The organism is Streptomyces sp. PKU-EA00015, assembly GCF_013387495.1.
Lineage (GTDB): Bacteria > Actinomycetota > Actinomycetes > Streptomycetales > Streptomycetaceae > Streptomyces.
In genome coordinates, this window is the sequence record NZ_JABZEE010000083.1 from 1 (window position 1) to 25,187 (window position 25,187).

Genomic DNA, 25,187 nt, shown 5'->3' on the forward strand with positions numbered 1-25,187 from the left:
CGCTCCGTTTCACGGAAAGGCACAACCTCTCACCCGCCTTGTCCGTCTGACCTGGTTGATGGCGGGGCGTTCACCCGGAATAGGGTCAATCATGGTCAAACGGGCGACATCGGGCATACGGTGAACCGTGGTCCGGGCTGCTGCCCCGTCAGGTCAGGGGTCGTCTGCATCCGGCAGCCGCAACGGGGCTACCCGTTCGTCCCGGAGCAGGCCGGAGCAGAAGTGAACGGAGCACCATGAAGATCTCCTTCCTCATCCACACGATTTACGGGATCGGCGGAACCATCCGCACGACGCTGAATCTGGCGGAGGAACTGGCCAATCGCCACGAGGTCGAGATCGTCTCGGTCTTCCGGCACCGCGACGACTCCGCGTTCGCCTTGGACCCGCGCATCACCGTCGTGCCCCTCGTCGACACCCGTCAGGGCAGCGCCGACCGGCAGGAGCCCCTGTTCGCCGAGCCCGCCGTCGCCTTCCCGCGTGCCGAGGCCCGATACAAGGAGTACAACCGCCTCGTCGACGAGCGCGTGCGCGCCCACTACGCCGCGTCCGACGCGGACGTCGTCATCGGCACCCGCCCCGGCCTCGTCGCCTACGTCGCCCAGTTCGCTCCGGCCACCGCCGTCCGCATCGGCCAGGAGCACATGACGCACAACCACCACAAGGCCGCGCTGCGCGAGGAGATGTACGAACACCTCGACACCGTCGACGCGTTCGTCACCGTCTCCGAGGGCGACGCCAAGGTGTGGCGCGAGAAGATGCCGCTGCCCACGACCCGCGTCCTGTCGATCCCCAACAGCGTCCCCGAGCCGTCCGTCCCGCCCTCCGACGGCACCGGCAGGACCGTCGTCGCGGCCGGACGGCTCGCCGCCGAGAAGCAGTACCACGTCCTTGTCGACGCCTTCGCCGAGGTCGTCAGGCAGCGTCCCGACTGGTCCCTGCGCATCTACGGCTCCGGCGACCAGCGCGACAGGCTGCGCGCCCGCATCGACGAGCTGGGCCTGTACAACGAGATCCACCTGATGGGTCCTCACTCGCCCATCGAGCCCGAGTGGGCCAAGGGTGCCATCGCCGCGTCGACGTCCCGTCACGAGTCGTTCGGCATGACCCTCGTGGAGGCGATGCGCTGCGGCGTGCCGATGGTGAGCACCGACTGCGACTACGGTCCGCGCGAGATCATCGAGGACGGTGTCGACGGCCTGCTCGTCCCCGTGGGCGACGCGCACGCCGTCGCCCGGGCGCTCCTGCGGCTGATCGACGACGAGGACCTGCGCCGCCGCATGGCCGCCGCCGCCGTGCGCAACGCGCGCCGCTTCGACCCCGGTGTGGTCACCAAGCAGTACGAGGCCCTCTTCGACGAACTCGCCGCCGAGGCGGCGCAGCGCGCGCACATCCCCGGGATAACCCCGGTCGCGGACTGCGCGGTGGCCGCCGACGGCTCGGTGGACGTGAGCCTGGTGGCGCCGCTGCCGGAGGGCATCGAGAACGGCGCCCGGCTGGTGTGCACCCGGACCGGAGCCCGTACCGAGGTGCGGACCTTCGACTTCGACGAGCGCGGCTCCGCGACCGTCCCGGCCGGTGAGGTCTTCCCGGAGGGCGTGTGGACCGTGTTCGTGGAGCTGGCCGGTGGCGGCGCCCGGGGCCGGGTCACGGCCCGCGTGGTCGACCAGCGCGGCGCCCTGCACGCGGCCGAGCGGCTGAGCCCGGGCGGCCCGGTGCGCAACCTCGTCCCGTACGAGGACAAGGCCAAGGGCGGTGCGCTGATGCTGCGCGCCTGGCACCGGCCGGTCCATGCCGAGGCCGCGGACGTCCAAATCCACGGCTCCCGGGTCACCCTGGAGGGCAGCATGCTCGGCACGGCGACGGTGGCCGGCGATCCGACGCTGGTACTGCGACGCCGCGGCAGGCCCACGGACGAGATCCTGTTCCCCGGCGAGCGCGTCGGCGAGGACGGCTTCCGTTTCTCCTTCTCCTCCACGGTGCCCGCCGCCTCGCAGACCACCGCCCACGACGTGTGGGACGCCTTCATCCGCTACGCGCCCGACGCCAGGCCGGTCAGGATCGGCCGGGTGCTGGACGACGTGGTGATGAAGCAGCGCATCTACGTCTACCCTCACACGGTGATGGCCAAGAGACGCCAGGGGAGCATGGCCCGTGCCGTGGCCAAGCGGGTGCTCGGCCGGCCGCGCAAGAAGGTCCGTGTGCGCGTCTACTACACGCTCTCCAACGACGTCGCACTCAATGTGGTGGATCTGTAGCGCAGCGCCTTGTCCCGCTCAGGAGTGGTTCATGCCACTCACATGTGTGGTGTCGGTCACTCGTCCGGATGAGCGGTTCTCGGCCAACACCCCTGATCACCGGGTGAACAGCAGGTTTCCCCCTCCCGTGGGCGCGGCGTCACCCGCCTTGCGGGACGGTAACGGAGAGTGCAACCATCAGTTTTGTTCCCCAGCCCTCGCAAGGTAGGTCGTCTGTGTCTGTGCAGCACATAGCCAAACCCCGAACCACAGCTGTCGTGCTCGCCGGTGGTACCGGCCAGCGCGTGGGTCTGTCGATTCCCAAGCAGCTGCTGAAGATCGCAGGCAAGGCCGTCATCGAGCACACGCTGGCGATCTTCGAGCAGGCGGAGTCGATCGACGACATCATCGTCCTGATGGCGCCGGGCTATGTGCCGGACGTCGAGAGGATCGTCGCAAAGGCCGGACTGACCAAGGTCACCAAGGTCATCGAGGGCGGCTCGACGCGCAACGAGACCACCGAGCGCGCCATCGCGGCCCTCGGCGAGGGCCTGGCCGAGGGCGAGGACCGCAACGTCCTGTTCCACGACGCCGTTCGCCCCCTGCTCTCCGAGCGCGTCATCAAGGACTGCGTCGACGCCCTGGACCGCTACCAGGCCGTCGACGTCGCCATCCCGTCCGCGGACACGATCATCGTGACCCGCACGCACGGCGAGGACGGCGAGTTCATCACCGACGTCCCGGACCGCTCCCGGCTGCGCCGCGGCCAGACCCCGCAGGCCTTCAAGCTGTCGACGATCCGCAGGGCGTACGAGATCGCGGCCGGCGACCCGAACTTCCAGGCGACCGACGACTGTTCGGTCGTGCTGAAGTACCTGCCGGACGTGCCGATCTACGTCGTCGCGGGCGACGAGTACAACATGAAGGTCACGCAGCCGGTCGACGTCTTCATCGCCGACAAGCTGTTCCAGCTGGCCTCCACCGCCGCTCCGGCACAGGCCGACGAGGCCGCCTACCGCGAGCTGCTGGCGGGCAAGACCCTGGTCGTCTTCGGCGGCTCCTACGGCATCGGCGCGGACATCGCCAAGCTGGCGGAGTCCTACGGCGCCAAGGTCTACGCGCTCGGCCGCTCGACCACCGGCACCCACGTCGAGAACCCGGAGCACGTCGACGACGCGCTGTCCACGGCCTACGCCGAGACCGGTCGCATCGACTACGTCATCAACACCGCGGGCGTGCTGCGCATCGGCAAGCTGGCCGAGACGGACAGCACGACCATCCAGGAAGCGCTGAACGTCAACTACCTGGCCCCGGTGCAGATCGCGCGCGCCTCGCACAAGTACCTCGCGGAGACCAAGGGCCAGCTGCTGCTGTACACCTCCAGCAGCTACACCCGCGGCCGCGCCGAGTACAGCCTCTACTCCTCCACCAAGGCCGCCATGGTGAATCTCACCCAGGCCCTGGCCGACGAGTGGGCCGCCGACGGCATCCGCGTCAACTGCGTGAACCCGGAGCGCACCGCCACCCCGATGCGCACCAAGGCGTTCGGCACCGAGCCGGCCGGTTCGCTGCTGTCGTCCGAGGCCGTGGCCCGTACCTCGCTCGACGTGCTGCTGTCCGCGCTGACCGGGCATGTCATCGACGTACGGCAGCAGGATCCGACCCGCGGCGCCTCCGAGGCATCCGGGTTCGAACAGGCCCTGGCGTCCGTCCTGGACCGTCAGGAAGATGTGTAATACTTCTGGACATTCGAACATTCGGGCCTCTGTAGTCGCCATACAGCGCACTGCGGGGGCCCGAGTCTGTGGAGCCGGTCCTTCACACCTCCTCCGCAGAGCGGTTTCGCAAGGAAAACAGTCGGCACCCCCTGGAGCAGGTTCTTCGTGATTTCGAAAGCCATTCGCATGGCTCGCGTGGGCAGCGGATCGGAGCTGGCCGCCGCAATTCTCCTGATGCTCGGATTCCCGTGCGTCATGCTCGCGGCGATAGTCCCCAGTCTCTGGTTCTTCACGGCTGCCGTCGCCGTGACCTACCTCGCCGACCAGTACCTGCACCAGCGGTCCAGCTATCTGGTCAACCGGCTGGCCAAGGTCCGTGCGGGCCTGTCGATCCGCTTCCTCGTGCGCCAGCTGCTGCTCGTGCTGCTGCTGGCCCGCATGGGGTACGCGGAGGAGGCCCTCTTCTACGTGACGGTCGCCTGCCTTCTCGGCTTCTACGGTCTCCAGGCGCCGCACGGCGCGATGGTCACGCTGATCCGGCTGCGCCGGAGGCTGCCGGTGGTCACCCGCAACATCGACCTGAAGCACGTGCGCATTCCCGACGCCCCGAGGCCCGGCCTGATCAACCGTTCCGCCGAGAAGATGCTGCATCTCGATGTCTTCTCCTTCGTCGGCGTGATCGTCGCGATCGAGACGGGCGCCAATGCGTTCGCGTACGCGGGTCTGGGTCTGACGGTGCTGCTCGCCGTCGGTTATCTCGCTGTACTGCTGCCCAGTCTCCGTGCCGCCCGGCTGCCGGCCTCGCCGGAGAAGGTGCTCGAGGGCATCGACGCCTGGCTGCGCGAGTACAAGCCGACCGTGATGCTGTACTTCTCCGGCTCCAAGGACTCGGCGTACCAGGTCAACATGTGGCTGGAGACGATGGCACAGATCGGCGGCCGGCCGCTGATCTTCCTGCGCGAGCGCAATATCGTGCCGCAGCTCGGCAACACCTCGGTCCCGGTGCTGTGCGTGCCGGGCGGAGTGCACCTGATGAACCTGGACCTGTCGTCCGTGCGCGTCGCGCTGTACGCGGCCAATGTCGGCAAGAACATCCACATGCTCCGCGTGCCGACCATGAAGCACGTCTTCATCGGTCACGGCGACAGCGACAAGCTCGCCAGCGTCAACCCGTTCAGCAAGGCGTACGACGAGGTGTGGACGGCGGGCCGCGCGGGCCGCGACCGTTACGCGCTGGCCGACGTCGGTGTGCTCAGTGAGGACATCGTCGAGGTCGGCCGTCCGCAGCTCGCCCCCATCGAGCACTGGACGGGCAAGCCGCGGGGCCCGATCCCCACCGTGCTCTACGCCCCCACCTGGGAGGGCTGGGACGACAACCCCGGCAACACCTCCCTGCTGCTGGCCGGCGAGAACATCGTCAAGCGGCTGCTGGACTCCGAGAAGCCGGTCCGCCTGATCTACAAGCCGCACCCGTTCACCGGTACCCGCGACCCCAAGGCCAGGGCCGCGCACCTGCGGATCACCGCCATGGTCGAGCAGGCCGCCGCGGCCCGCGCGAGCGAGCCGAGGTGGGTCGAGGAGGCCGCGGCGCACGCCGAGGACCAGGCCGCGGCCCGTGCCGAGCTCCAGCGCATCGAGGCACGGCTCGCCGAGCTGTCGGGCCAGACCCGTGTCGGCCGGGACGAGGCCGAGGAGTCGCGCGACTCCGTGGCGGACCCGGCGCGCGAGGCGGAGACCGCGAAGCTGGGCGAGGAGTGGAACGCCGCCTACTGGCGCTCCTTCGGCTGGTGGGAGCACAAGGTCATCACCGGTCCGCAGCCGCGTCTGTACGACTGCTTCAACCAGTCGGACGGCATGGTCTCGGACATCTCCAGCGTGGTCTCGGACTTCATCGCGAGCGGCAAGCCGTACGCGGTCACGGACTCCGCCGGGCTGGGCGAGGCCGAGTTCAAGCGGCAGAACACCGCGGTGCGCGCCGCGGTGATCCTCTCCAACAGTGCGGTCGAGCTCGACGAGCTGCTCGCCGCCGTCGCCGACCGGGACGCCGACCCGCGTGCCGCGGCGCGGCAGGAGCTCAAGGAGTACCTGCTCGGCCCGGACGAGCCGACCTCCATCGAGCAGTTCGACGCGGCGGTGCAGGCCCTGGCGGCCAAGGCCGAGGCCCGCAACGCCGGTGTGCTGCAGCGTCTGTCGGAGGCGGAGCAGTCGCCCGGCCTGGACGACACGCCGGTCGGCTGACCCGACCGCGCGAGCGGCCCGGTGGTATCCCCGGAAGGGGGCGCCACCGGGCCGTTCCCGTTCCCGGCGCCGATGCGGGCGAGGTGCACCTTTTTGCCCGGTGGGTCATGAAGGGCAACCAATAGGTGTTTCCGGTTGTCTTGTGTGTGTGAATGACCATCTCGTGCCCGACGTCACGGTTGTCGTCGGTGCCTACGAAGCCATGCCCTACCTCGTCCGCTGCCTGGAGTCGGTGGAGTCCCAGACGCTGGGTGCCGACCGCATCGAGCTCGTCGCGGTCGACGACGGGTCGACCGACGGCACGGGGGAGTACCTGGAGGAGTTCGCCGCCCGGTCCAAGGTCCGCACCACGCTGATCAGGCAGCCCAACTCCGGTGGCCCGAGCGGCCCGAGGAACGTCGGTCTCTCCCACGCACGCGGCCGCTACGTCTTCTTCCTCGACGCCGACGACTTCTTCGGGGACGAGGCGCTGGAGCGGATGGTCGCCATGGCCGACCGGGCGGGGACGGACGTCGTGCTCGGACGGATGGCGGGATGCGGGCGGGGCGTGCCGCGGTCGATGTTCGTGAAGACGCTGGAGCACGCGGACGTCTACACCTCCCGCGTCATCTACGCGCTCAGCGCGCAGAAGCTGTTCCGCCGTGAACTGCTGTGCCGGCTGGGCCTCCGGTTCGACGAGAGCCTCCTGACCGGGGAGGACTCGCTGTTCACCATGGAGGCGTATCTCAGCGGCAACGGGGTGTCGGTCGTCGCCGATTACGACTGCTACTACCTCGTCGGGCGCGAGGACGGCAAACACGCGACCAGACGCGGCAGTTACCCGCCCCGCTTCGAGGCGCTGACCGCCCTGGCCCGGCTGATCGCCCGTCTCGAACCGCCCGGTCACGGGCGGGACCTGCTGATGGTCCGGCCCTTCACCGTCGGGCTGCTGCAGCAGTTCGGGCCGGCCCTGCTGCGCGCGCCGGAGTCCGAGCAGCGCGACCGGCTGCGGCTGGCGGCGGCGATGACGGATCCGTACTGGACCAGGGGTGTCGCCCGGCACATCAAGGTGGGGGAGCGGCTGGTGCTGGAGTGCGTGGCCCGGGGGCGGCTCGATCTGCTGAAGGACGTACTGGAGTTCACCGCCGCCAAGAAGGTGCCGGAGGTCGTCCGCCGGGGCCGCGCGGGCCGGACCTACCTCGCGTACCCGCACTTCGGCGACCGCCGCAGCGGCCTGCCCCGGTCCGTCTACGAGGTGACCGTGCCCGACTGGTCGGGCAGCCGGCGTGTCCTTCCGCCGAAGGTCCGGAGCCTCCCGCGCAGGGTTCTCGGCAGGATTCGCAGGAGTGCGGCGCGCGCCCGCCGGGCACGCGTTTTGCGACGTGGGAAAGCAAAGGGTGAGACATAGGTAACATCGAAGTGCCCGAGCGGCATCCCCTGGGGGAACGCTCTTCCGACTTCTTAGGGCAGGGATAGTGAAGGCACTCGTACTCGCCGGAGGAGCCGGGACACGACTCCGGCCCATTACGCACACATCCGCCAAGCAATTGGTCCCGGTCGCCAACAAGCCGGTGCTCTTCTACGGTCTGGAGGCGATTGCGGAAGCCGGGATCACCGAGGTCGGTGTCATCGTCGGGGAAACAGCGCCGGAGATCGAGGAAGCGGTCGGCGACGGATCCGGGTTCGGCGTCAAGGTCACCTACATTCCGCAGGAGCGGCCGCTCGGACTCGCGCACGCGGTGGTCATTGCCCGGGAGTTTCTGGGAGAAGACGATTTTGTTATGTATCTCGGTGACAACTTCATCGTCGGCGGGATCAGCGGACTCGTCGACGAATTCCGCGCCGAGCGCCCGGACGCGCAGATCCTGCTCACCAAGGTCCAGGACCCGACCTCCTTCGGCGTCGCCGAACTCGACGGGCAGGGCCGCGTCGTGGGCCTGGAGGAGAAGCCGCAGGAGCCCAAGAGCGATCTCGCGCTCGTCGGCGTCTACCTCTTCACCCCCGTCGTGCACGAGGCCGTGCGCGCCATCGAGCCGTCCTGGCGCGGCGAATTGGAGATCACGCACGCCATCCAGTGGCTGATCGACCAGCAGCGGGACGTGCGGTCGACGACGATCGCCGGCTACTGGAAGGACACCGGCAACGTCACCGACATGCTGGAGGTCAACCGCTCGGTGCTGGAGACCGTGGAGCCCCTGGTGGAGGGCGTGGTCGACGGCGACAGCGAGATCATCGGCCGGGTCCGCGTCGAGCAGGGCGCCCGCATCACCGACAGCCGCATCGTCGGCCCAGCGGTGATCGGCGGCGGCACGGTGATCAGCGGCTCGTACGTCGGCCCGTTCACGTCCGTCGCCGAAGGGTGCCGGATCGAGGACAGCGAGATCGAGTACTCCATCGTCCTGCGCGGCGCCTCGATCACCGGTGTGCGGCGCGTGGAGGCGTCACTGATCGGCCGGGACGTCGAGGTCACACCCGCGCCCCGTACTCCCTCCTCACACCGACTCGTGCTCGGCGACCACAGCAAGGTGCAGATCTCCTCATGACCACGAAGATCCTGGTGACCGGCGGCGCCGGATTCATCGGCTCCCACTACGTGCGCACGCTGCTCGGCCCCGGCGGGCCCGGCGGCGTTGCCGTCACCGTCCTCGACAAGCTCACCTACGCGGGCAACCCCGCGAACCTCGACGAGGTGCAGGGCCTCCCCGGCTTCGACTTCGTGCACGGCGACATCTGCGACGCCGGACTCGTCGCCAAGCTGATGGCCGAGCACGACCAGGTCGTGCACTTCGCCGCCGAGTCGCACGTGGACCGCTCCATCGACGGCGGCGCCGAGTTCGTCCGTACGAACGTCGTCGGCACGCACACGCTCGTGGACGCCGCGCACCGGGCCGGTGTCGGGACGTTCGTGCACATCTCCACCGACGAGGTCTACGGTTCCATCGACGAGGGCTCCTGGCCCGAGACGCACCCGCTGCAGCCCAACTCGCCCTACTCGTCGGCCAAGGCGTCCAGCGACCTGATCGCCCTGTCGTACCACCGCACCCACGGCCTGGACGTGCGGGTGACCCGCTGCTCCAACAACTACGGGCACCACCACTTCCCCGAGAAAGTCATTCCGCTGTTCATCACGAACCTGCTGGACGGCCGGAAGGTCCCGCTCTACGGCGACGGCGGCAACGTCCGCGACTGGCTCCACATCGACGACCACGTCCAGGGCATCGAACTGGTCCGCACGAAGGGCCGCCCCGGCGAGGTCTACAACATCGGCGGCGGCACCGAGCTGTCCAACAAGGAGCTCACCCGCCTGCTGCTCGACGCCTGCGGCGCCGACTGGGACACCAGCGTCGAGTACGTCACCGACCGCAAGGGCCACGACCGCCGCTACTCGGTCGACTGCACCAAGATCCGCGACGAGCTCGGCTACGAGCCGCGCAAGGACTTCGCCACCGGCCTCGCCGAGACCGTGCGGTGGTACCGCGACAACCGCGCCTGGTGGGAGCCGCTGAAGGAGCGTGCGGCCCTGTGAGCACCTGGCTCGTCACCGGTGCCGGCGGCATGCTGGGCCGCGACGTCCTCGGCCGGCTGGCGGCGGCCGGCGTCGCCGCCGCGGGGCCGGCCCGCCGCGACCTGGACATCACCGGCCCCGACGCCGTGCGCGCCGCCCTGGACGCGCACCGGCCGGACGTGGTGGTCAACTGCGCCGCCTGGACGGACGTCGACGGCGCCGAGGAGCACGAGGAGGCCGCGCTGGCCGTCAACGGCACCGGCCCGCGAGTGCTCGCCGAGGCGTGCAAGGAGAGCGGCGCCGTCCTGCTGCACGTCTCCACCGACTACGTCTTCGCCGGTGACGCCCGCGAGCCGTACGCCGAGGACGCCCCCACCGGCCCGCGCAGCGCCTACGGGCGCACCAAGCTGGCCGGGGAGCGCGCCGTGCTGGACCTGCTGCCGGAGACCGGCCACGTCGTGCGCACGGCCTGGCTCTACGGCGCGGGCGGTCCGAACTTCGTGCGCACCATGATCCGGCTGGAGGCCGCCCGGGACACCGTGGACGTCGTCGACGACCAGCGCGGCCAGCCCACCTGGAGCGCCGACCTCGCGGACCTGCTGGTGCGGCTCGGACGCGGCGCACTGGCCGGCACCGTGCCCGCCGGGATCCACCACGGCACCAGCGCGGGGGAGACGAGCTGGTACGGATTCACCCGCGAGATCTTCCGGCTGTTGGGCGCCGACCCGGATCGCGTACGCCCGACGACCAGCGCCGCCTTCGTGCGGCCCGCGCCCCGCCCCGCGTACAGCGTGCTGGGACATCAGGGTCTGCGGCGCAGCGGTGTCGAACCGATTCGCGACTGGCAGGAAGCGCTCGCAGAAGCGTTCCCGGATGTCGTCGCCGCAGAGCGCGGAATGGGTGCTACCGGCCGGTAGACGTTTACGTCCAGGCCGCGTACACGCTAACTTCGCTGGGAATCAATCCATTTGATTCCCAGCGAAGGGCTCCATCAGTGGACCGCCATGGCTTCCTGCGCCAGCTGCACCGCATCTACAAACCTCGCAACTATCTCGAAATCGGGGTCAACGACGGGCGCAGCCTGGCGCTTTCCCGGGTTCCCTCGGTAGCTGTCGACCCGGCATTCCGGGTCGTGACGAGCATCAGTTGTGATGTGCACCTGGTCAGAGCCACGAGTGACGATTTCTTCGCCCGCAAGGACCCCTTGGTCCATCTGCGCACCGGTCGCAATCCGTTTCGCGCGCTCGCCCGCAAGGACCCGATGAACGTCCTCGGCGGCGAACCCCGGCTCGAGCTGTCGTTCATCGACGGAATGCACCTGTTCGAGTACGCGCTGCGCGATTTCATGAACGTCGAACGGCATTCGCGCTGGTCCAGCGTGATCGTTCTCGACGACATGCTCCCGAGGAGCGTGGACGAGGCCGCCCGCGACCGGCACACCAAGTTCTGGGCGGGCGACGTCTACAAGGTCGTCCAGGTGCTGCGGAAGTACCGCCCGGACCTGGTCGTCGTCGAGGTGGACACCGCGCCCACCGGTGTCGTCGCCGTCTTCGGCGCCGATCCGGAGAGCACCGTCCTCAAGGACGCGTACGACAAGATCATCGAGGAGTACGTCGTCCCCGACCCCCAGGACGTCCCGGAGGAGGTGCTGGTGCGGAAGAACGCCGTGCAGCCCGAGGCGCTGCTCGGCGCCGACTTCTGGCCGGGGCTGATCCGGGCCCGCACGCTGCGCAGGTCGCGCGCCTCGTTCACGCCGGTGCGCCGCAGCATCGAGAAGATCACCGGCTGACCCTGCCCCGGGTGACGCGGAGAGGCCCCGGGTCCGGACCCGGGGCCTCTCCGCGCGTGTGCTCAGCCGACGGGCGCGTCTGCGGCCCTCAGCTTCCGGTAGTACGCCTCGCACTCCTCGTACGACGGCAACAGCCCCTGCCGCTCCGCCTCGGCCAGCGTCGGCGCGGCGGCGTCCTTCTCGGACAGCAGCGGAGTGACACCTTCGGGCCACTCGATGCCGAGGTCCGGGTCGAGCGGGTGGATGCCGTGCTCGCGCTCGGGGGCGTACCCCTCGGAGCACAGGTAGATCACGGTCGCGTCGTCGGTGAGGGCCATGAAGGCGTGGCCGAGGCCCTCGGCGAGGTAGACGGCGTGGTGGTCGGAGTCGTCGAGGCGCACGGCCTCCCAGCGGCGGTACGTCGGCGAGCCGACGCGGATGTCCACGATCACGTCGAGGACCGCGCCGCGCACGCACTTCACGTACTTGGCCTGGCTCGGCGGCACATCGGCGAAGTGGACGCCGCGCAGCGTGCCCCGGGCCGAGACCGAGCAGTTGGCCTGCTCCAGGCGGAGCCGGTGCCCTGCCGCCTCGGCGAGGTCCGGTGACCTGAACCACTCGTGGAAGCTCCCGCGACTGTCGGGGAAGACCTTCGGCTCGTGCACCCAGGCTCCGCCGATCGAGAGCTGACGCATCTGTTCCACTCCTCGCTGTCGTGATCGCTTCCTGAAGCCGTGTGCCCGCCGGGCCGTCCGTCAGCCCAGCACCCGGGCCGCCAGCCGGCGCACCTTCTTGCGGCCCGCCGACGGCAGCCGGCGCACCACCGGACCGGCCACGGCCCGGGCCGCCCGACGCAGCGCCGACCGTCTGCGGTGGGCGGCCAGCTTCCGCAGCAGCACCGGGTCGGCCACGGGGAGGCCGTCGTCGGGCCGGAGCCGACCGGCGCCGTCCACGCCCACCCCGCACAGCGGCAGCAGCGGTCCCTTCGCCCCGTCCAGCCGTACCCAGAGCTGCCAGTCCCCCTCCGGCGCACCGGGGACACGCCGGGGAACATCCAAGTGGGCCCGCCCCAGCTCGGGCCGCAGCGCCCCGGAGAAGGTGTGCACGGGCTCGGGCGTCTCCTCGGACTCCGTGGGCTTGGTGAGCACGAGCTCCGGCGCACCTGTGCCCACGCCCGTTCCCGGGCCTGTGCCGTCCGTCGTGAACAGGTCCAGCCGCAGCTGGATCCCGGCCCCCGGCATGCGCAGTACCGTGCGGCCCGCGAGGTAGGGGGCCACCTTCTTGCCGCGCCGGGCCACGTCGAGCGTGAGGTTGCTGTGCGGGTCGGTGAAGTACGGGATCACCGAGCGGGGCGGGGACGACAGCAGCGCGGGCAGGCAGCGGCCGTCGACCTTCGGGTCGCGGTCGGCGCCCAGGCGCGCCTTGCGGACCAGCCCCAGACCGCGCACGGTCACCCAGGCGTCCCAGAAGCCGCGCGGGAGGCTGCCCCGGCCCTTCTTGCCGCCCTCGGACGCCAGCCGGCCCGTGCCGCGCAGCACGACCTCGCAGCTCCCGTCCTCGCGGTCCTCGACCTGTGCCGTGAACGTGGCGGGGCACAGCCATTCGACGGCCGTCTCACGGTCGCGCAGCGCGAGCTCGGCAGTGAAGCCGCCCAGGTCGTCGGTGACGTCGACGAGCTCGTCGGCGGGCAGGAAGCGGCCGGTGACATCCGGGTGCAGATACAGCCGGCCGTCACGGCGCAGCAGCGTCAGCGGCTCGCGGTCGTCGCCGTGCACCAGACGCGCGGCGATGCCGATCGCGATGCGGCCGTCGTCCTGCCAGGCGAGGTCCTCCAGCCGCACCGTGCCCTTGACGGTGGACGCGAACCGGGCCAGCCGTACGAGCCCCTCCGCGTCGTCGTTGCGCAGCAGGGTCGAGCGCAGCCGCAGCAGCGGGCCGAGGCCGTCGTGTACGGAGTCGGTCATGAAGTCGAGCGCGAGGGGGCGCACCGCCTCGGTCATCTCGCGCAGGTACGTCTCGTCGTACTTCAGGACGGCGGGCTCACTGAGCCGGCCGAGCATCTCGACCCGGTAGAAGCGGCGCAGCACCCGGTCCCGCAGCGGCCCCGGCTCGGTGCCCGCCACGACCACGTCGAGGACCTCGCGGAGATTGCCGTAGTAGCCGGCCGGCACGAGCTTCGCCGACCCGGCGTTCTTGCCGTCGTCGCGCTTCGAGTAGTGGTAGCAGGTGTACGCGCCGAGGATCGAGACGACCTTGGCGGGGATGTACGCCTTCATCATGTACAGCTGGTCCTCGAGGCGGCGCTTGCCCTCCGGGTAGGCGATGCCGTGCTCGCGCAGGAACTGCGTACGGAACATCTTGTGCGGCGTGAGGCTGTCGTACAGCGGGGCGTTGCGCAACGTGCACTTCTCGCGGTTGTTGCGGAACACGCCCTGCGGGACGCCCCGGAAGTTGCTGGCGACCTTGCCGATGACGATGTCCGAGCCGTTGCGGCGGCCCATGTCGTACAGCCTGCGCAGGGCGTCGGTGCCGAGGTGGTCGTCCTGGTCGAGGAACTGGACGTACTCACCCTTCGCCTCCGCGACGCCGATGTTGCGCGGCTTGCCGGGCCAGCCGGAGTTCGGGATGTGGATCACCCGGAAATGGGGGTGCTCGGCCGCCAGCTCGTCCAGGCGCGCGGGGGTGTCGTCGGTCGACCCGTCGTCGACGAACAGGACCTCGAACTCCTCGGCGGGCAGGGTCTGCCCGAGCAGCGATTCGATGCACGGATCGATGTACTTTCCGGGGTTGTACACCGGGATGACGACACTCACTTTGACCGACACTATGTGCCCCGTCTCTTGTGGGAACCCGAGTCGAAGGTGGGGGCCGGAGGCAGGGCGATGCGGGCGCGCGCCACCGCCCACCAGCACCCTAGCGGTTGTCCGGATTCTGTATCAGCAACCGGCTCGGCTCGTGTTATGGGAAAGCGTTTACGGGCGCGCCACGGCGTGGCGCGCGGCACGGGGCGTCGGCCCGGACGGCCGGAACCGGTCCGTGGGAGACAGCCGGGCGCGGATGTCCAGCGGGCGGAATGCGCGCGCACCCGGCAGGCGCCCTGGCATAGATTCGGCGTGTGACAGTGGCAAGACAGCAGGTGACCCAGGCCAGCAGGATCGTCGTCAAGGTCGGTTCGTCGTCGTTGACGACCGCCGCGGGCGGCCTCGACGCCGACCGGGTGGACGCCCTCGTCGACGTCCTCGCCAAGAGCCGCAGCGGCGGCGAGAAGGAGATAGTCCTCGTCTCCTCCGGAGCCATCGCAGCGGGACTCGCCCCGCTCGGCCTGACCCGGCGCCCCAAGGACCTGGCCCGCCAGCAGGCCGCCGCCAGCGTCGGCCAGGGACTGCTCGTCGCCCGCTACACCGCCTCCTTCGCCCGGTACGGCGTCCGCGTCGGCCAGGTGCTCCTGACCAGCGACGACACGAGCCGCCGCGCCCACTACCGCAACGCCTACCGCACCCTCGACCAGCTGCTCGCCATGGGCGCCGTCCCGGTCGTCAACGAGAACGACACGGTCGCCACCGACGAGATCCGCTTCGGCGACAACGACCGGCTCGCCGCCATCGTCGCCCACCTCGTCCGTGCCGACCTGCTGGTCCTGCTCTCCGACGTCGACGGTCTCTACGACGGCGACCCCGCGCGGCCGGGCACCTCGCGCATCGACGAGGTGCGTGGTCCCGAGGACATCGCCCACGTGCAGATCGGCAGTGCCGGCAAGGCGGGGGTCGGCACCGGCGGCATGGTCACCAAGGTCGAGGCCGCCCGGATCGCGGCCGCCGCCGGCGTGCCCGTCGTCCTCACCTCCGCCACCCGCGCGGCCGACGCCCTCGCGGGCCGCGCCACCGGCACCTTCTTCCACGCCACCGGACGCCGCTCGGCCGACCGCCTGCTGTGGCTCGCGCACGCCTCCACCCCGCAGGGTTCGCTCACCCTCGACGAGGGCGCGGTGCGAGCCGTGGTCAAGGGCCGCAAGTCGCTGCTGCCGGCCGGGATCGCCGCGGTGGACGGCGAGTTCAGCGCCGGTGACCCCGTCGAACTGCGCGACACCGGCGGCCGCGCCGTCGCCCGCGGTCTCGTCAACTTCGACGCCAAGGAGATCCCGCAGCTGCTCGGCCGCTCCACACGCGAGCTGGCGCGGGAGCTGGGCCCGGCATACGAACGGGAAGTCGTACACAGAGACGATCTCGTCGTTCTGGAGCCCTGACCGGGCCCTGAAAGGGCGGAAAGTCCCGGCATCTGGCAGAGACCTTTACCGAAACGGCCCCACACGCCGCCGCGGGCTGGTCCACTTTGTTGCGGGGGTTGGCGGGGAAGGGCAACGACGCAGCAACAGGAGGCCGCCGGTGAATCGACCGCGCCCTGGGGACATGCCCCGAGGCAAGGGGAGGACCACCTCTCCTGCCCGCCGGTCAGTGGGCGAGGAGCGAAACCTGACCAGTGTCGGCGGGGCCGCGGATCTCCACGACGGGTTCGACGACGCATTCGGTGACGGGCTCGACGGGGCCGATGCCGCCGTGGGAGCCGGAGCTCCGGCGCATCCGGCGGCAGGTACGGCTTTCCCGTCCGGGGTGCGGGGCGTCGCCGAGGCGCCGGGCCGGCCGGACGAGCAGACGCTGTCCAAGCTGTGGCACATCACCCTCAGCGTCTCCGGGCGGGAGGCCCCGCTGAAGGAGGTCCGCCGCGGCCTGGAGCAGCTCGCCCACGACCACCCCTTCCTGCTGACCAGCCGCTACGCCAACGACCATGCGGAGATCCGCTACTGGGAAGAGGCCCGCGACCTGCACGACGCGGCGGCCGTGGCCCTGCGGCTGTGGGGCGAGCACCGCTCGAGCGCCCAGTTGCCGCCGTGGGAGATCGTCGGCCTTGAGGTCATCGACCGCCAGACGTACCACCAGCGGATCGCCGAGGGCTACGGCCCGCCGCCCGCCTCCCCGGTGGGCGTCCACCCCTTCTGAGGCATCTGTCTCGCAGTGCGGGATACGTTCCGGACTGCTGCGCCGGGCGCACTACCCTGCGGGTATGACGTCGCTCTCTTCGGTCTCGCCGTACGACAACATGTCCCCGGTCACCCAGGTCGCCTACCGGGCCCGGGCCGCCGCCGCCGACCTCGCGCCGCTGCCGCGGTCGGCGAAGGACGACGCGCTGCTGGCGATCGCCGACGCGCTGGAGGTCCGCACCAGCGAGATCGTCGAGGCCAATGCCGCGGACATCGCGCGGGCACGCGAGGCGGGCACCAGCGAGGCGATCATCGACCGGCTCACGCTCAACCCCGAGCGGGTGCGCGCCATCGCCGCGGACGTGCGGGACGTGGCGGCGCTGCCCGACCCGGTGGGCGAGGTGGTGCGCGGCTCGACCCTGCCCAACGGCATCGACCTGCGCCAGGTGCGCGTCCCGCTCGGCGTCGTCGGCATCATCTACGAGGCCCGGCCCAATGTGACCGTGGACGCCGCCGCGCTCTGCCTGAAGTCCGGCAACGCGGTGCTGCTGCGCGGCTCCTCCTCCGCGTACTCCTCCAACACCGCCCTGGTGAGGGTCATCCGCGACGCGGTCGGCGGCTCGGGACTGCCGGCCGACGCGGTGCAGCTGGTGCCCGGCGAGAGCCGCGACTCCGTACGGGAGCTGATGCGCGCCCGGGGCATGGTCGACGTCCTCATCCCGCGCGGCGGCGCCTCCCTGATCCGCACGGTCGTCGAGGAGTCCACGGTCCCCGTCATCGAGACCGGCACGGGCAACTGCCACGTCTACGTCGACGCAGAGACCGACATCGACATGGCGGTCGAGATCCTCATCAACTCCAAGGCGCAGCGCCCCAGCGTCTGCAACGCCGCCGAGACCCTCCTCGTCCACAAGGACGTCGCCGCCGCCTTCCTGCCCCGCGCCCTCGACGCGCTCGCCGAGGCGGGCGTGACGGTGCACGGCGACGAACGCGTCGTGGAGTACGCGGACGCCACCAAGGCCGCGATCGTGCCGGCGACCGCCGAGGACTGGGAGACCGAGTACCTCTCCTACGACATCGCCGCGGCCGTCGTGGAGTCGCTGGAGGCGGCCGTCGCCCACATTCGGCTCTGGTCCTCCGGCCACACCGAGGCGATCGTCACCACCTCGCAGGCCGCGGCCCGCAAGTTCACCCAGTTGGTCGATTCGACGACGGTCGCCGTGAACGCGTCCACCCGCTTCACCGACGGTGGTCAGTTCGGTTTCGGCGCGGAGATCGGCATCTCCACGCAGAAGCTGCACGCGCGCGGGCCGATGGGCCTGCCCGAGCTGACCTCCACGAAGTACATCGTCACCGGCGACGGTCACATCCGGTGACCGTCAGCGGCGTCCTCCGGGGCGTCACCCGGGCGGGGAGAGTTCGCCCTCTCCCTGCCCAAACCTCCCGGCCCGGTCTACTCTGAGATGGTGCCGGACGACGTGGGGGGCAAGCCGTTCCCGGACGGCGGGGACCCTGAGGACTCTGTCGACCGCGGGGGCGCGGACGAGGACTTCGCCTCCGTGGTGTTCGACGAGGACTTCGTCCGGGCCGCCGAGATCCATGAACCGAGCGCGGTCGAGCGTCTGCTCGCCGCCGCCGAGGCGCGCGCGGAAGCCGAAGCCGCCCGCTCCGGCCCGCGCGGCGTGCCCTCCGACGACGACCGCTACGACGAGTTCCACGGCCCCGACGGCTACGGCCCCGGGCGCGAGTACGAGGACGACCTCGGCGCCGGGAGCCCGTACGGCCCCCACGGCGGCGCCCTGCGGCCCTATCGTGGCACGGCGCGCTGGCACCGGCCGGTGGCCTGGATCCTGGCTCTGGTGATGGGCATCGGCATGATCGCCCTGGCCTTCACCGCCGTCTACCGGGGAGCCTCCGGCAACCGTGAGGACCAGGTGCCGCAGCCCGCCCGGACGGGGGTGGACGCCCCGCCGACGGGCGCGACGGTCAGCGGCCGCGGAGGCGGCCCCACGGCCGCCGCCGACCGCCCGGCACCACGGGTCCCCGCGGAGCCACGGACGCCGTAGGCACCGGCCCGCGCCGTTTCCGTTCGAACGCCGGCCTGTCCCACGACTCGCGCCTGCCCCGGCCCCGTGCGCCGTCTGAACTCCCGCCGCCGCAGCGTCTGAATGCCGGGCCCCGCATGCCCCGGACGACACCCCCGCACCACCCGAACGCCTTCCCCCGCAACCGCTGGACAGCGGCGTGCGGCCATGTGGCCGAGCGCGTGAGAACTCGTCAGAACTTGTCGTGTACCAGCGCGTTTATCGTGCCCGCGTCAGACCTACCCTGAAAGTATGGCTCGGCGCGGAGACCCGCCGGAGGGGACGCCCGAGGGGCTCCCAGGCGGTGAGGACGAGTACCGATCCGTCGTGTTCGACGAATCGTTCGTGCGGGCTGCCCGCGTCCAGGAGTTCTCCGCCGAGGAGCGCATGGGCGAGCACGCCCCCGCCGTGCGCAGCGTCCCCGGCGGCGGGGGCAGCCCGTCGAAACAGATTTTGTTGCTCGTCCTCGTCGTCGCCGTTGCCTTCGGCACCGCCGTCTACCTCGGTATCCGCCAGCCCCACCAGCCCCCTGCGGCCAGACCGGCGGAACAGCTCCGCATCACGCTCGTCCCCCTCGCGCCGCGGGGCCCGGTGCCCGGCGGCACGCCCACCGAGCTCTTCGCGCGCAGCCCCGCGGCCCAGTACCGCAGCGGGGCCGCCGGGATCACCCTGCCCGCGGTCCGCCGCACCGCCCACTTCACCGAAGGCCAGGTGCTGATCGCGCTGGCCACGGCCAAGGACTACCTGGTGGAGTCGTCGCTCGACCCCGACGTGCTCACCGGAGGCGTGGTGCGCCCGGTGCGCGCGCTGCTCCACGCCGACCAACTGGCCCAGTTCGACCGGAGCATGGCCGCGCCGGCGGCCGACGGCCGGCACGTCGCCGCGGGCTGGCTGGTGCGCTTCGACCCGTCGAAGGTGGCGCTGGCGGATCCCACTGTGCGGGTGGAGGGCACGCTGCTCGTCAGGGAGGCGGGGGCCGACGCGCTGGAGGTCACGTCCGACCACACCTTCGTCTACGCGCTGCGGTCCGCCGCCACGGCGGGACCGGTGAGCGACGAGGCGTCGCTGTTCACCGTGCGGCGCGAGATGCGCTTCCGCGTCGACCGCGACGATCTGCGCCACCACCGGCTGGAGGTGCAGGCCAGCGCGGTCCAGGCCGGGCCGCAGGACTGTGCGTCCGACGCGACGGGCACGCTGCAACCCCTGCCCGCCGGCCGGCGGGCCGGCACGGACGGTCCGGCGGTCACCGACCCGTACGCACCGGGCCCTGCGGTCGCCGCCCTGTGCGGGGCCCTGTCCCCCGAGGCTCAGCCGTCCCCGTGACGCCGTTGTCCCCGTGACGTCGCCGTCGCCGTGACGTCACGGGCCATCGCCGCCGGACCGGTGCGGTCAGGCGCCCGGCGACCCGTCGCCGTCCGTCCCGCTGCCGCCGCCCGTGAACTTGTCGCGCAGCTTGCTGCCCAGGTCGCCCGCGCCACCGGCCAGATCACCGACCAGCTTCATGAGCGGGTCCTTGCTCGTCCGCACCGACTCCGCGTAGTGCGACGCCGACTCGCGGAACGAGTCGCTCACCGAGGTGTCCTTGTCCTCCGTGCGGCGCGGGTAGTGGCCGTCCATGATCCGCTGGTAGTCGCGGCTCTCCGCCCACTTCTTCAGCTCGGCCGCCCGGACGGTGGTGAACGGGTGCGAGCGCGGCAGCACGTTGAGGATCTTCAGCACCGAGTCGCGGAGGTCGCCCCCGGCCTCGTACTCCTCGGCCTGCGCCAGGAACGCGTCCACGTTCATCTCGTGCAGGTGGTTGCCACCGGCGATCTTCATCAGGCCGCGCATCGACGCCTGAAGGTCCTGGCCGACCAGCAGGCCGGCGCGGTCCGCCGAGAGCTCCGACTTGCGGAACCACTCCCGCAGCGCCGTGACGATCGCCATGATCGCCATGTTGCCCAGGGGGATCCAGGCGACCTTCAAAGCCAGGCCGGTCAGGAAGAGCAGGATCGTGCGGTACACCGAATGGCCGGAGAGGGCATGGCCCACCTCGTGGCCGACGACCGCGCGCATCTCCTCCTCGTCGAGCAGCTCCACCAGCCCGGTGGTGACGACGATGATCGGCTCGTCCAGACCGATGCACATCGCATTGGGACGCGGGTCCTGCGTCACGTACATCGCGGGGACCTTCTCCAGGTCCAGGATGTAGCAGGCGTCCCTGAGCATGCTGTGCAGATGCGCGAACTGGGCGTCGCCCACCCGCACCGAGTCGGAGAGGAAGAGCAGCCGCAGACTGCGCTCGGGCAGCAGCCCGCTGAGCGCCTTGAACACGGTGTCGAACCCGGAGAGCTTGCGCAGCGCCACCAGCGCCGAGCGGTCCGCGGGATGTTCGTAGGCCCGTGAGGAGATCTCCGGGAACCGCTCGCGCCGCCTGCTCGGCGCGTTCCCCTGGCTTTCGGTCATGGTGCCCCCTGGTCTTGTTGCGTGCCGTGCTCGTCCCCCTTCAGGACCCCCAGACTAGGTGCTGGGGTTGCGACGCGGCGGGGGCTGTGGACAACCACAGTTGCCGAGCTGTGGACAGCACAACGACCGAGTCGGCGTGAGCGTGCCCGAACGGCCCGCATACGATGTGCGCGAAGTCCCTCCGCTCCGACTCCGATCGATAGGTCCTGCTGAAGATGAGCCTCACCAGCGCTGCCGCCGCCAACCTGGTCACTCTCGCCGAGGGCGCCGAGCACGGTGGCAACCACGCAAGCCTCAACCCGTACATCACCGGCGGCGGCGCCCTGCTCGTGCTGCTCCTGCTGCTGTGGGTCACCACCCGCTTCAACCGCGACCGCTGAGTCCGGTCCGGCCGCCCGTGCCAGTAGGCTCTGCACGCATGGGAGAGCAGAACGTGGCCACGGGTTCCGGTACCGGCAAGCGCCGGCTCGGTGTGATGGGCGGGACATTCGACCCGATCCACCACGGGCACCTGGTGGCCGCCAGCGAGGTGGCCGCCCTGTTCCACCTCGACGAGGTGGTGTTCGTGCCGACGGGGCAGCCGTGGCAGAAGACCCACAAGAACGTGTCACCGGCAGAGGACCGCTATCTGATGACGGTCATCGCCACGGCGTCCAACCCCCAGTTCTCGGTGAGTCGCATCGACATCGACCGGTCCGGGCCGACGTACACGATAGACACCCTGCGTGAGCTGCGTTCCCTCAACGACGACGCGGATCTCTTCTTCATCACGGGCGCCGACGCGCTCTCGCAGATCCTCAGCTGGCGCAACGCCGAAGAACTGTTCTCGCTCGCTCATTTCATCGGTGTGACCCGGCCGGGCCACGACCTGACCGACGACGGGCTGCCCGAGGGAGGCGTCTCCCTGGTGGAGGTCCCCGCGCTCGCGATCTCGTCCACCGACTGCCGTGAGAGGGTCGCCCAGGGCGACCCGGTCTGGTATCTGGTGCCGGACGGTGTGGTCCGCTACATCGACAAGCGCCAGCTGTACCGCGGCGAGTGAGCCACGGAGAGGGGCACCGGTGAACGACCAGCAGAATCCTTACGACCCGTACTACCAGCAGCCGCGGATCGTCGGCTACGACGAGTACGGACAGCCGGTCTACCAGCAGCCCCAGCCGTACGACCCTTACAGACAGCAGCAGTCCCAGCACCCTCAGTCCGGGGGGCAGCAGACGGACGGGCAGGGCTACGGCTACGACCCGTACGCCCAGCAGGGCCAGGACGCGGCGGGCCGCCAGGACCAGTACGGGCAGTACGACGCGTACGGCGCCCAGCAGTACGCCGCGCCGCCCGGACAGCAGGGCTACGGCTACGACGGATACCGCTACGACACAGGCACGCAGCCCGCGGCCGTCGACACCACCCAGCAGTGGAACATCCCGCACCAGCAGCCCGCCCCCGCGGAGCAGCAGGGCCGCCACGACGGCCGGCGGGCCCAGGCGGCGCCCGATCCGGCGGCCGTGCCGGAGCAGCGGCGCGGTGCGGACGGCGACGACCGCGACTACCGCACCGAGCAGTTCTCCTTCATCGAGGAGCCGGACGAGGACTCCGAGGACGTCATCGACTGGCTGAAGTTCACCGAGAGCCGTTCCGAGCGCCGCGAGGAGGCCAAGCGCCGAGGCCGCAACCGCGTCGTCGCGCTCGTCGTCACGCTGGCGCTCGTCCTCGTCGGCGGGGCCGGCTACCTCTGGTACGCGGGCAAGCTGCCGGGCCTGTCCGGCACCGAGAGCACCGGCGGCACCGCGGCCGGCCCGCAGAAGCGCGACGTCATCGTCGTGCACCTGCACAACACGAAGAGCGAGCGGACCTCGACGGCGCTCCTCGTCGACAACGTCACCACGGGGCAGGGCACGACCGTCCTGCTCCCGAACACCCTCTCCGTCGCCAACGACGACGGCACCGCCACCACGCTCGGCAAGTCGGTCGAGGACGACGGGTCCACCGGGACCCGCGAGGCGATCGGGACCCTGCTCGGTGCGAAGATCTCCGGCACCTGGCGGCTGGACACCCCGTACCTGGAGAACCTCGTCGAACTGGTCGGCACGATCGACCTGACCACCGACACCGAGGTGCCCGGTACGAAGAAGGGCGACGAACCGCTGGTGAAGAAGGGCGAGAACCAGACACTCGACGGACGCGCCGCCGTCGCCTACGCGACGTACTCCGGTCCCGGCGAGGCCGAGGAGAAGCAGCTGCAGCGCTTCGGTCAGGTCATGCAGGGCGTGCTGAAGAAACTCCCGGACGACGCCGAGTCGGCGACCGTCGTCGTCGAGACCCTCGCCCAGATCCTCGACCCCTCCCTGAACGAGAAGGACCTCGGCAGCTCGCTCGCCCAGCTCGCCGAGCATGCCAAGGGCGGCAACTACAAGACCGCTGTGCTGCCCGTGCAGCAGGACGGCACCCTCACCGAGCAGGCAGCGAACAGCGTGGTCAAGGACGTGCTCGGCGGTTCGGTCAGCGCACCGGAGCAGGGCGCGGCCGTGCGCGTCGGCGTCAAGAACGCCACCGGCGACGACAAGGCCACGGAGACGGCCCGGATCTCGCTCGTCAACGGCGGCTACACCGTCATCGACGGCGGCAAGGCCGACCCGGCCGCTGCCTCGCAGGTCACCTACGGTGACGAGGCGCAGAAGGCGAAGGCCCAGGAGGTCGCGAAGACGCTCGGTCTGCCCGCGGACGCGGTGAAGAAGGGCAAGGCCGCCGCGAACGCCGATGTGTCCGTGGTCCTGGGCTCCGACTTCGAGGGCGACACCGGGGACTGAGCCGGGGCCCGGCGCCCCGCGCCGGGCCCCCGTGCTGACGCGTCCCCACCAATCCCGGCGAGGTCTGTCGGCGGTCCGTGAGACCCTATGAAGAGTTCCTGACCGCCGACGAAAGCCTGCTTGTGACCGCTACGGACCGTTCCATCGAGCTCGTCAACACCGCCGCACAGGCGGCCGCCGACCGGCTCGCGCACGACATCATCGCGTACGACGTCAGCGATGTGCTGTCCATCACGGACGCCTTCCTGCTCGCCTCAGCTCCCAGCGACCGCCAGGTCAAGTCGATCGTCGACGAGATCGAGGAGCGGCTGAACAAGCAGCTCGGCGCCAAGCCGGTGCGCCGCGAGGGCGACCGCGACGCCCGTTGGATCCTGCTCGACTACGTCGACATCGTCGTCCACGTCCAGCACAGCGAGGAGCGCGTCTTCTACGCCCTGGAGCGCCTGTGGAAGGACTGCCCGGAGCTCCCGCTGCCCGAGGACGCCATGAAGACCCGCGGCAAGGCCGAGGAGCACGCCCGCCTCGCCGGCAAGGAAGGAGAGCTGAGCTGAACGGCATCAACGGCGGAGGTACGGCCGGTGACGGCCGCACAAGCAGGAAGCGGGGCCGTCGTGTGGTCCTGTGGCGCCACGGACAGACCGCTTGGAACCTGGAGCGCCGCTTCCAGGGCTCCACGGACATCGAGCTGACCGAGGACGGCGTTGCCCAGGCGCGCCGTTCGGCCAGGCTGCTCGCGTCGCTGAAGCCCGACGCGATCGTGGCCTCCGACCTCAAGCGGGCCGCGGCGACCGCGGGCGAGCTGGCCGCCGTCACCGGCGTCGACATCTCCTACGACGCCGCGCTGCGCGAGACGTACGCGGGCGTCTGGCAGGGCCTGACCCACGACGAGATCGTCGCGCAGTACGGCGACCAGTACGCCGCCTGGAAGCGCGGCGAGCCCGTGCGCCGGGGCGGTGGCGAGCTGGAGACCGAGGTCGCGGACCGGGCCGCGCCCGTGGTCCTGCACCACGCGGACAAGCTGCCCGACGACGGCACGCTCGTCGTCGTCAGCCACGGCGGCACCATCCGCACGACCATCGGCCGGCTCCTGGGCCTGGAGGCCCACCACTGGGAGAGCCTCGGTGGTCTGTCGAACTGCTGCTGGTCTGTGCTGGGCGAGGGTGCACGCGGCTGGCGGCTGCTGGAGCACAATGCCGGGACGCTGCCCGAGCCGGTGCTCGGCGACGACACCTGAGACCGCACCGCCCTCCCGGCAGGTCCCGCCCGCCGCGCGAAGGCTGCCGGTCCGGGGCACCGGCCACGCCCCGGCGACCACCGCCGGGGCGGCCCCCGGACCCGGATTTCACTTTCCGGCAGGTCGCAGGCTAAAGTTCTTCTTGTTCGCAGCGCGGAGCGCGAAGAACGCGCGGGGCTATAGCTCAGTTGGTAGAGCGC

21 protein-coding genes are annotated in these 25,187 nt (G+C 70.7%); 18 read left to right on the forward strand and 3 right to left on the reverse strand.

The genetic code is table 11. The features are described 5' to 3' along the window. Positions 1-236: 236 nt before the first annotated feature. The 8 genes from HW130_RS33180 (at position 237) to HW130_RS33215 (ending at position 11,466) form a co-directional block, all read left to right on the forward strand. Positions 237-2,258: a glycosyltransferase family 4 protein gene (locus tag HW130_RS33180; RefSeq protein ID WP_177153490.1), complete on the forward strand. Its 2,022-nt coding sequence runs from the start codon at positions 237-239 to the stop codon at positions 2,256-2,258. Between the two features lie 215 nt (positions 2,259-2,473). Continuing rightward, positions 2,474-3,973: a bifunctional cytidylyltransferase/SDR family oxidoreductase gene (locus HW130_RS33185; RefSeq protein ID WP_177153491.1), complete on the forward strand. Its 1,500-nt coding sequence runs from the start codon at positions 2,474-2,476 to the stop codon at positions 3,971-3,973. A gap of 168 nt (positions 3,974-4,141) precedes the next feature. Beyond that, a complete protein-coding gene (locus tag HW130_RS33190) occupies positions 4,142-6,193 on the forward strand; it encodes a hypothetical protein (RefSeq protein WP_218184254.1) in 2,052 nt (683 codons plus the stop codon). Positions 6,194-6,341: 148 nt separating this feature from the next. Next, complete coding sequence (locus HW130_RS33195) at positions 6,342-7,580, forward strand: glycosyltransferase family 2 protein (protein WP_177153493.1); 1,239 nt, start codon at positions 6,342-6,344, stop codon at positions 7,578-7,580. A 67-nt stretch (positions 7,581-7,647) separates the two neighbouring features. After that, the gene (locus HW130_RS33200) at positions 7,648-8,715 is read left to right on the forward strand and encodes a glucose-1-phosphate thymidylyltransferase (protein ID WP_177153494.1); all 1,068 of its coding nucleotides are present in this window, start codon (positions 7,648-7,650) and stop codon (positions 8,713-8,715) included. Beyond that, positions 8,712-9,698, forward strand: coding sequence for a dTDP-glucose 4,6-dehydratase (rfbB, locus tag HW130_RS33205; protein WP_177153495.1), 987 nt, complete (start codon positions 8,712-8,714; stop codon positions 9,696-9,698). The genes HW130_RS33200 and rfbB overlap by 4 nt, the downstream gene beginning before the upstream one ends. 29 nt (positions 9,699-9,727) lie before the next feature. Further along, the gene (rfbD, locus tag HW130_RS33210) at positions 9,728-10,594 is read left to right on the forward strand and encodes a dTDP-4-dehydrorhamnose reductase (RefSeq protein WP_218184258.1); all 867 of its coding nucleotides are present in this window, start codon (positions 9,728-9,730) and stop codon (positions 10,592-10,594) included. Between the two features lie 77 nt (positions 10,595-10,671). Continuing rightward, a complete protein-coding gene (locus HW130_RS33215) occupies positions 10,672-11,466 on the forward strand; it encodes a class I SAM-dependent methyltransferase (protein WP_177153497.1) in 795 nt (264 codons plus the stop codon). Positions 11,467-11,528: 62 nt separating this feature from the next. Here HW130_RS33215 and rfbC read toward each other — a convergent pair whose 3' ends face one another. Both rfbC and HW130_RS33225 read right to left on the reverse strand, forming a co-directional pair. Next, complete coding sequence (gene rfbC, locus HW130_RS33220; protein WP_177153498.1) at positions 11,529-12,140, reverse strand: dTDP-4-dehydrorhamnose 3,5-epimerase; 612 nt, start codon at positions 12,138-12,140, stop codon at positions 11,529-11,531. A gap of 60 nt (positions 12,141-12,200) precedes the next feature. Next, positions 12,201-14,258 (reverse strand): glycosyltransferase family 2 protein, encoded by a 2,058-nt coding sequence (locus HW130_RS33225; protein ID WP_177153499.1) that lies wholly within the window; start codon positions 14,256-14,258, stop codon positions 12,201-12,203. Positions 14,259-14,560: 302 nt separating this feature from the next. Here HW130_RS33225 and proB point away from each other — a divergent pair, with 302 nt between their 5' ends. From proB to HW130_RS33250, 5 genes are all read left to right on the forward strand, one after another. Then, a complete protein-coding gene (gene proB, locus HW130_RS33230) occupies positions 14,561-15,688 on the forward strand; it encodes a glutamate 5-kinase (RefSeq protein ID WP_177153500.1) in 1,128 nt (375 codons plus the stop codon). 139 nt (positions 15,689-15,827) lie between these two features. Beyond that, positions 15,828-16,439, forward strand: coding sequence for a hypothetical protein (locus tag HW130_RS33235; protein ID WP_375256612.1), 612 nt, complete (start codon positions 15,828-15,830; stop codon positions 16,437-16,439). Between the two features lie 64 nt (positions 16,440-16,503). Further along, positions 16,504-17,796 carry a glutamate-5-semialdehyde dehydrogenase gene (locus HW130_RS33240; protein WP_177153502.1) on the forward strand — a complete coding sequence of 431 codons (1,293 nt, stop codon included), beginning with the start codon at positions 16,504-16,506 and terminating at the stop codon, positions 17,794-17,796. Between the two features lie 90 nt (positions 17,797-17,886). Continuing rightward, a complete protein-coding gene (locus HW130_RS33245) occupies positions 17,887-18,486 on the forward strand; it encodes a hypothetical protein (RefSeq protein ID WP_177153508.1) in 600 nt (199 codons plus the stop codon). A 270-nt stretch (positions 18,487-18,756) separates the two neighbouring features. After that, complete coding sequence (locus tag HW130_RS33250) at positions 18,757-19,827, forward strand: hypothetical protein (protein ID WP_177153503.1); 1,071 nt, start codon at positions 18,757-18,759, stop codon at positions 19,825-19,827. A 66-nt stretch (positions 19,828-19,893) separates the two neighbouring features. Here HW130_RS33250 and HW130_RS33255 read toward each other — a convergent pair whose 3' ends face one another. Continuing rightward, the gene (locus HW130_RS33255; RefSeq protein WP_177153504.1) at positions 19,894-20,949 is read right to left on the reverse strand and encodes a M48 family metallopeptidase; all 1,056 of its coding nucleotides are present in this window, start codon (positions 20,947-20,949) and stop codon (positions 19,894-19,896) included. A 215-nt stretch (positions 20,950-21,164) separates the two neighbouring features. Here HW130_RS33255 and HW130_RS33260 point away from each other — a divergent pair, with 215 nt between their 5' ends. From HW130_RS33260 to HW130_RS33280, 5 genes are all read left to right on the forward strand, one after another. Next, on the forward strand, positions 21,165-21,329 hold the full coding sequence (locus tag HW130_RS33260) for a hypothetical protein (RefSeq protein ID WP_177153505.1): 165 nt from the start codon (positions 21,165-21,167) through the stop codon (positions 21,327-21,329). 38 nt (positions 21,330-21,367) lie between these two features. Beyond that, complete coding sequence (nadD, locus tag HW130_RS33265) at positions 21,368-21,991, forward strand: nicotinate-nucleotide adenylyltransferase (protein WP_177153506.1); 624 nt, start codon at positions 21,368-21,370, stop codon at positions 21,989-21,991. Positions 21,992-22,010: 19 nt separating this feature from the next. Beyond that, entirely contained in the window at positions 22,011-23,753 is a 1,743-nt protein-coding gene (locus tag HW130_RS33270; RefSeq protein ID WP_177153507.1) for an LCP family protein, read from the forward strand. Between the two features lie 122 nt (positions 23,754-23,875). Then, positions 23,876-24,304, forward strand: coding sequence for a ribosome silencing factor (gene rsfS, locus HW130_RS33275; RefSeq protein ID WP_177153509.1), 429 nt, complete (start codon positions 23,876-23,878; stop codon positions 24,302-24,304). After that, complete coding sequence (locus tag HW130_RS33280; RefSeq protein WP_177153510.1) at positions 24,301-24,987, forward strand: histidine phosphatase family protein; 687 nt, start codon at positions 24,301-24,303, stop codon at positions 24,985-24,987. The genes rsfS and HW130_RS33280 overlap by 4 nt, the downstream gene beginning before the upstream one ends. Positions 24,988-25,187: the final 200 nt, after the last annotated feature.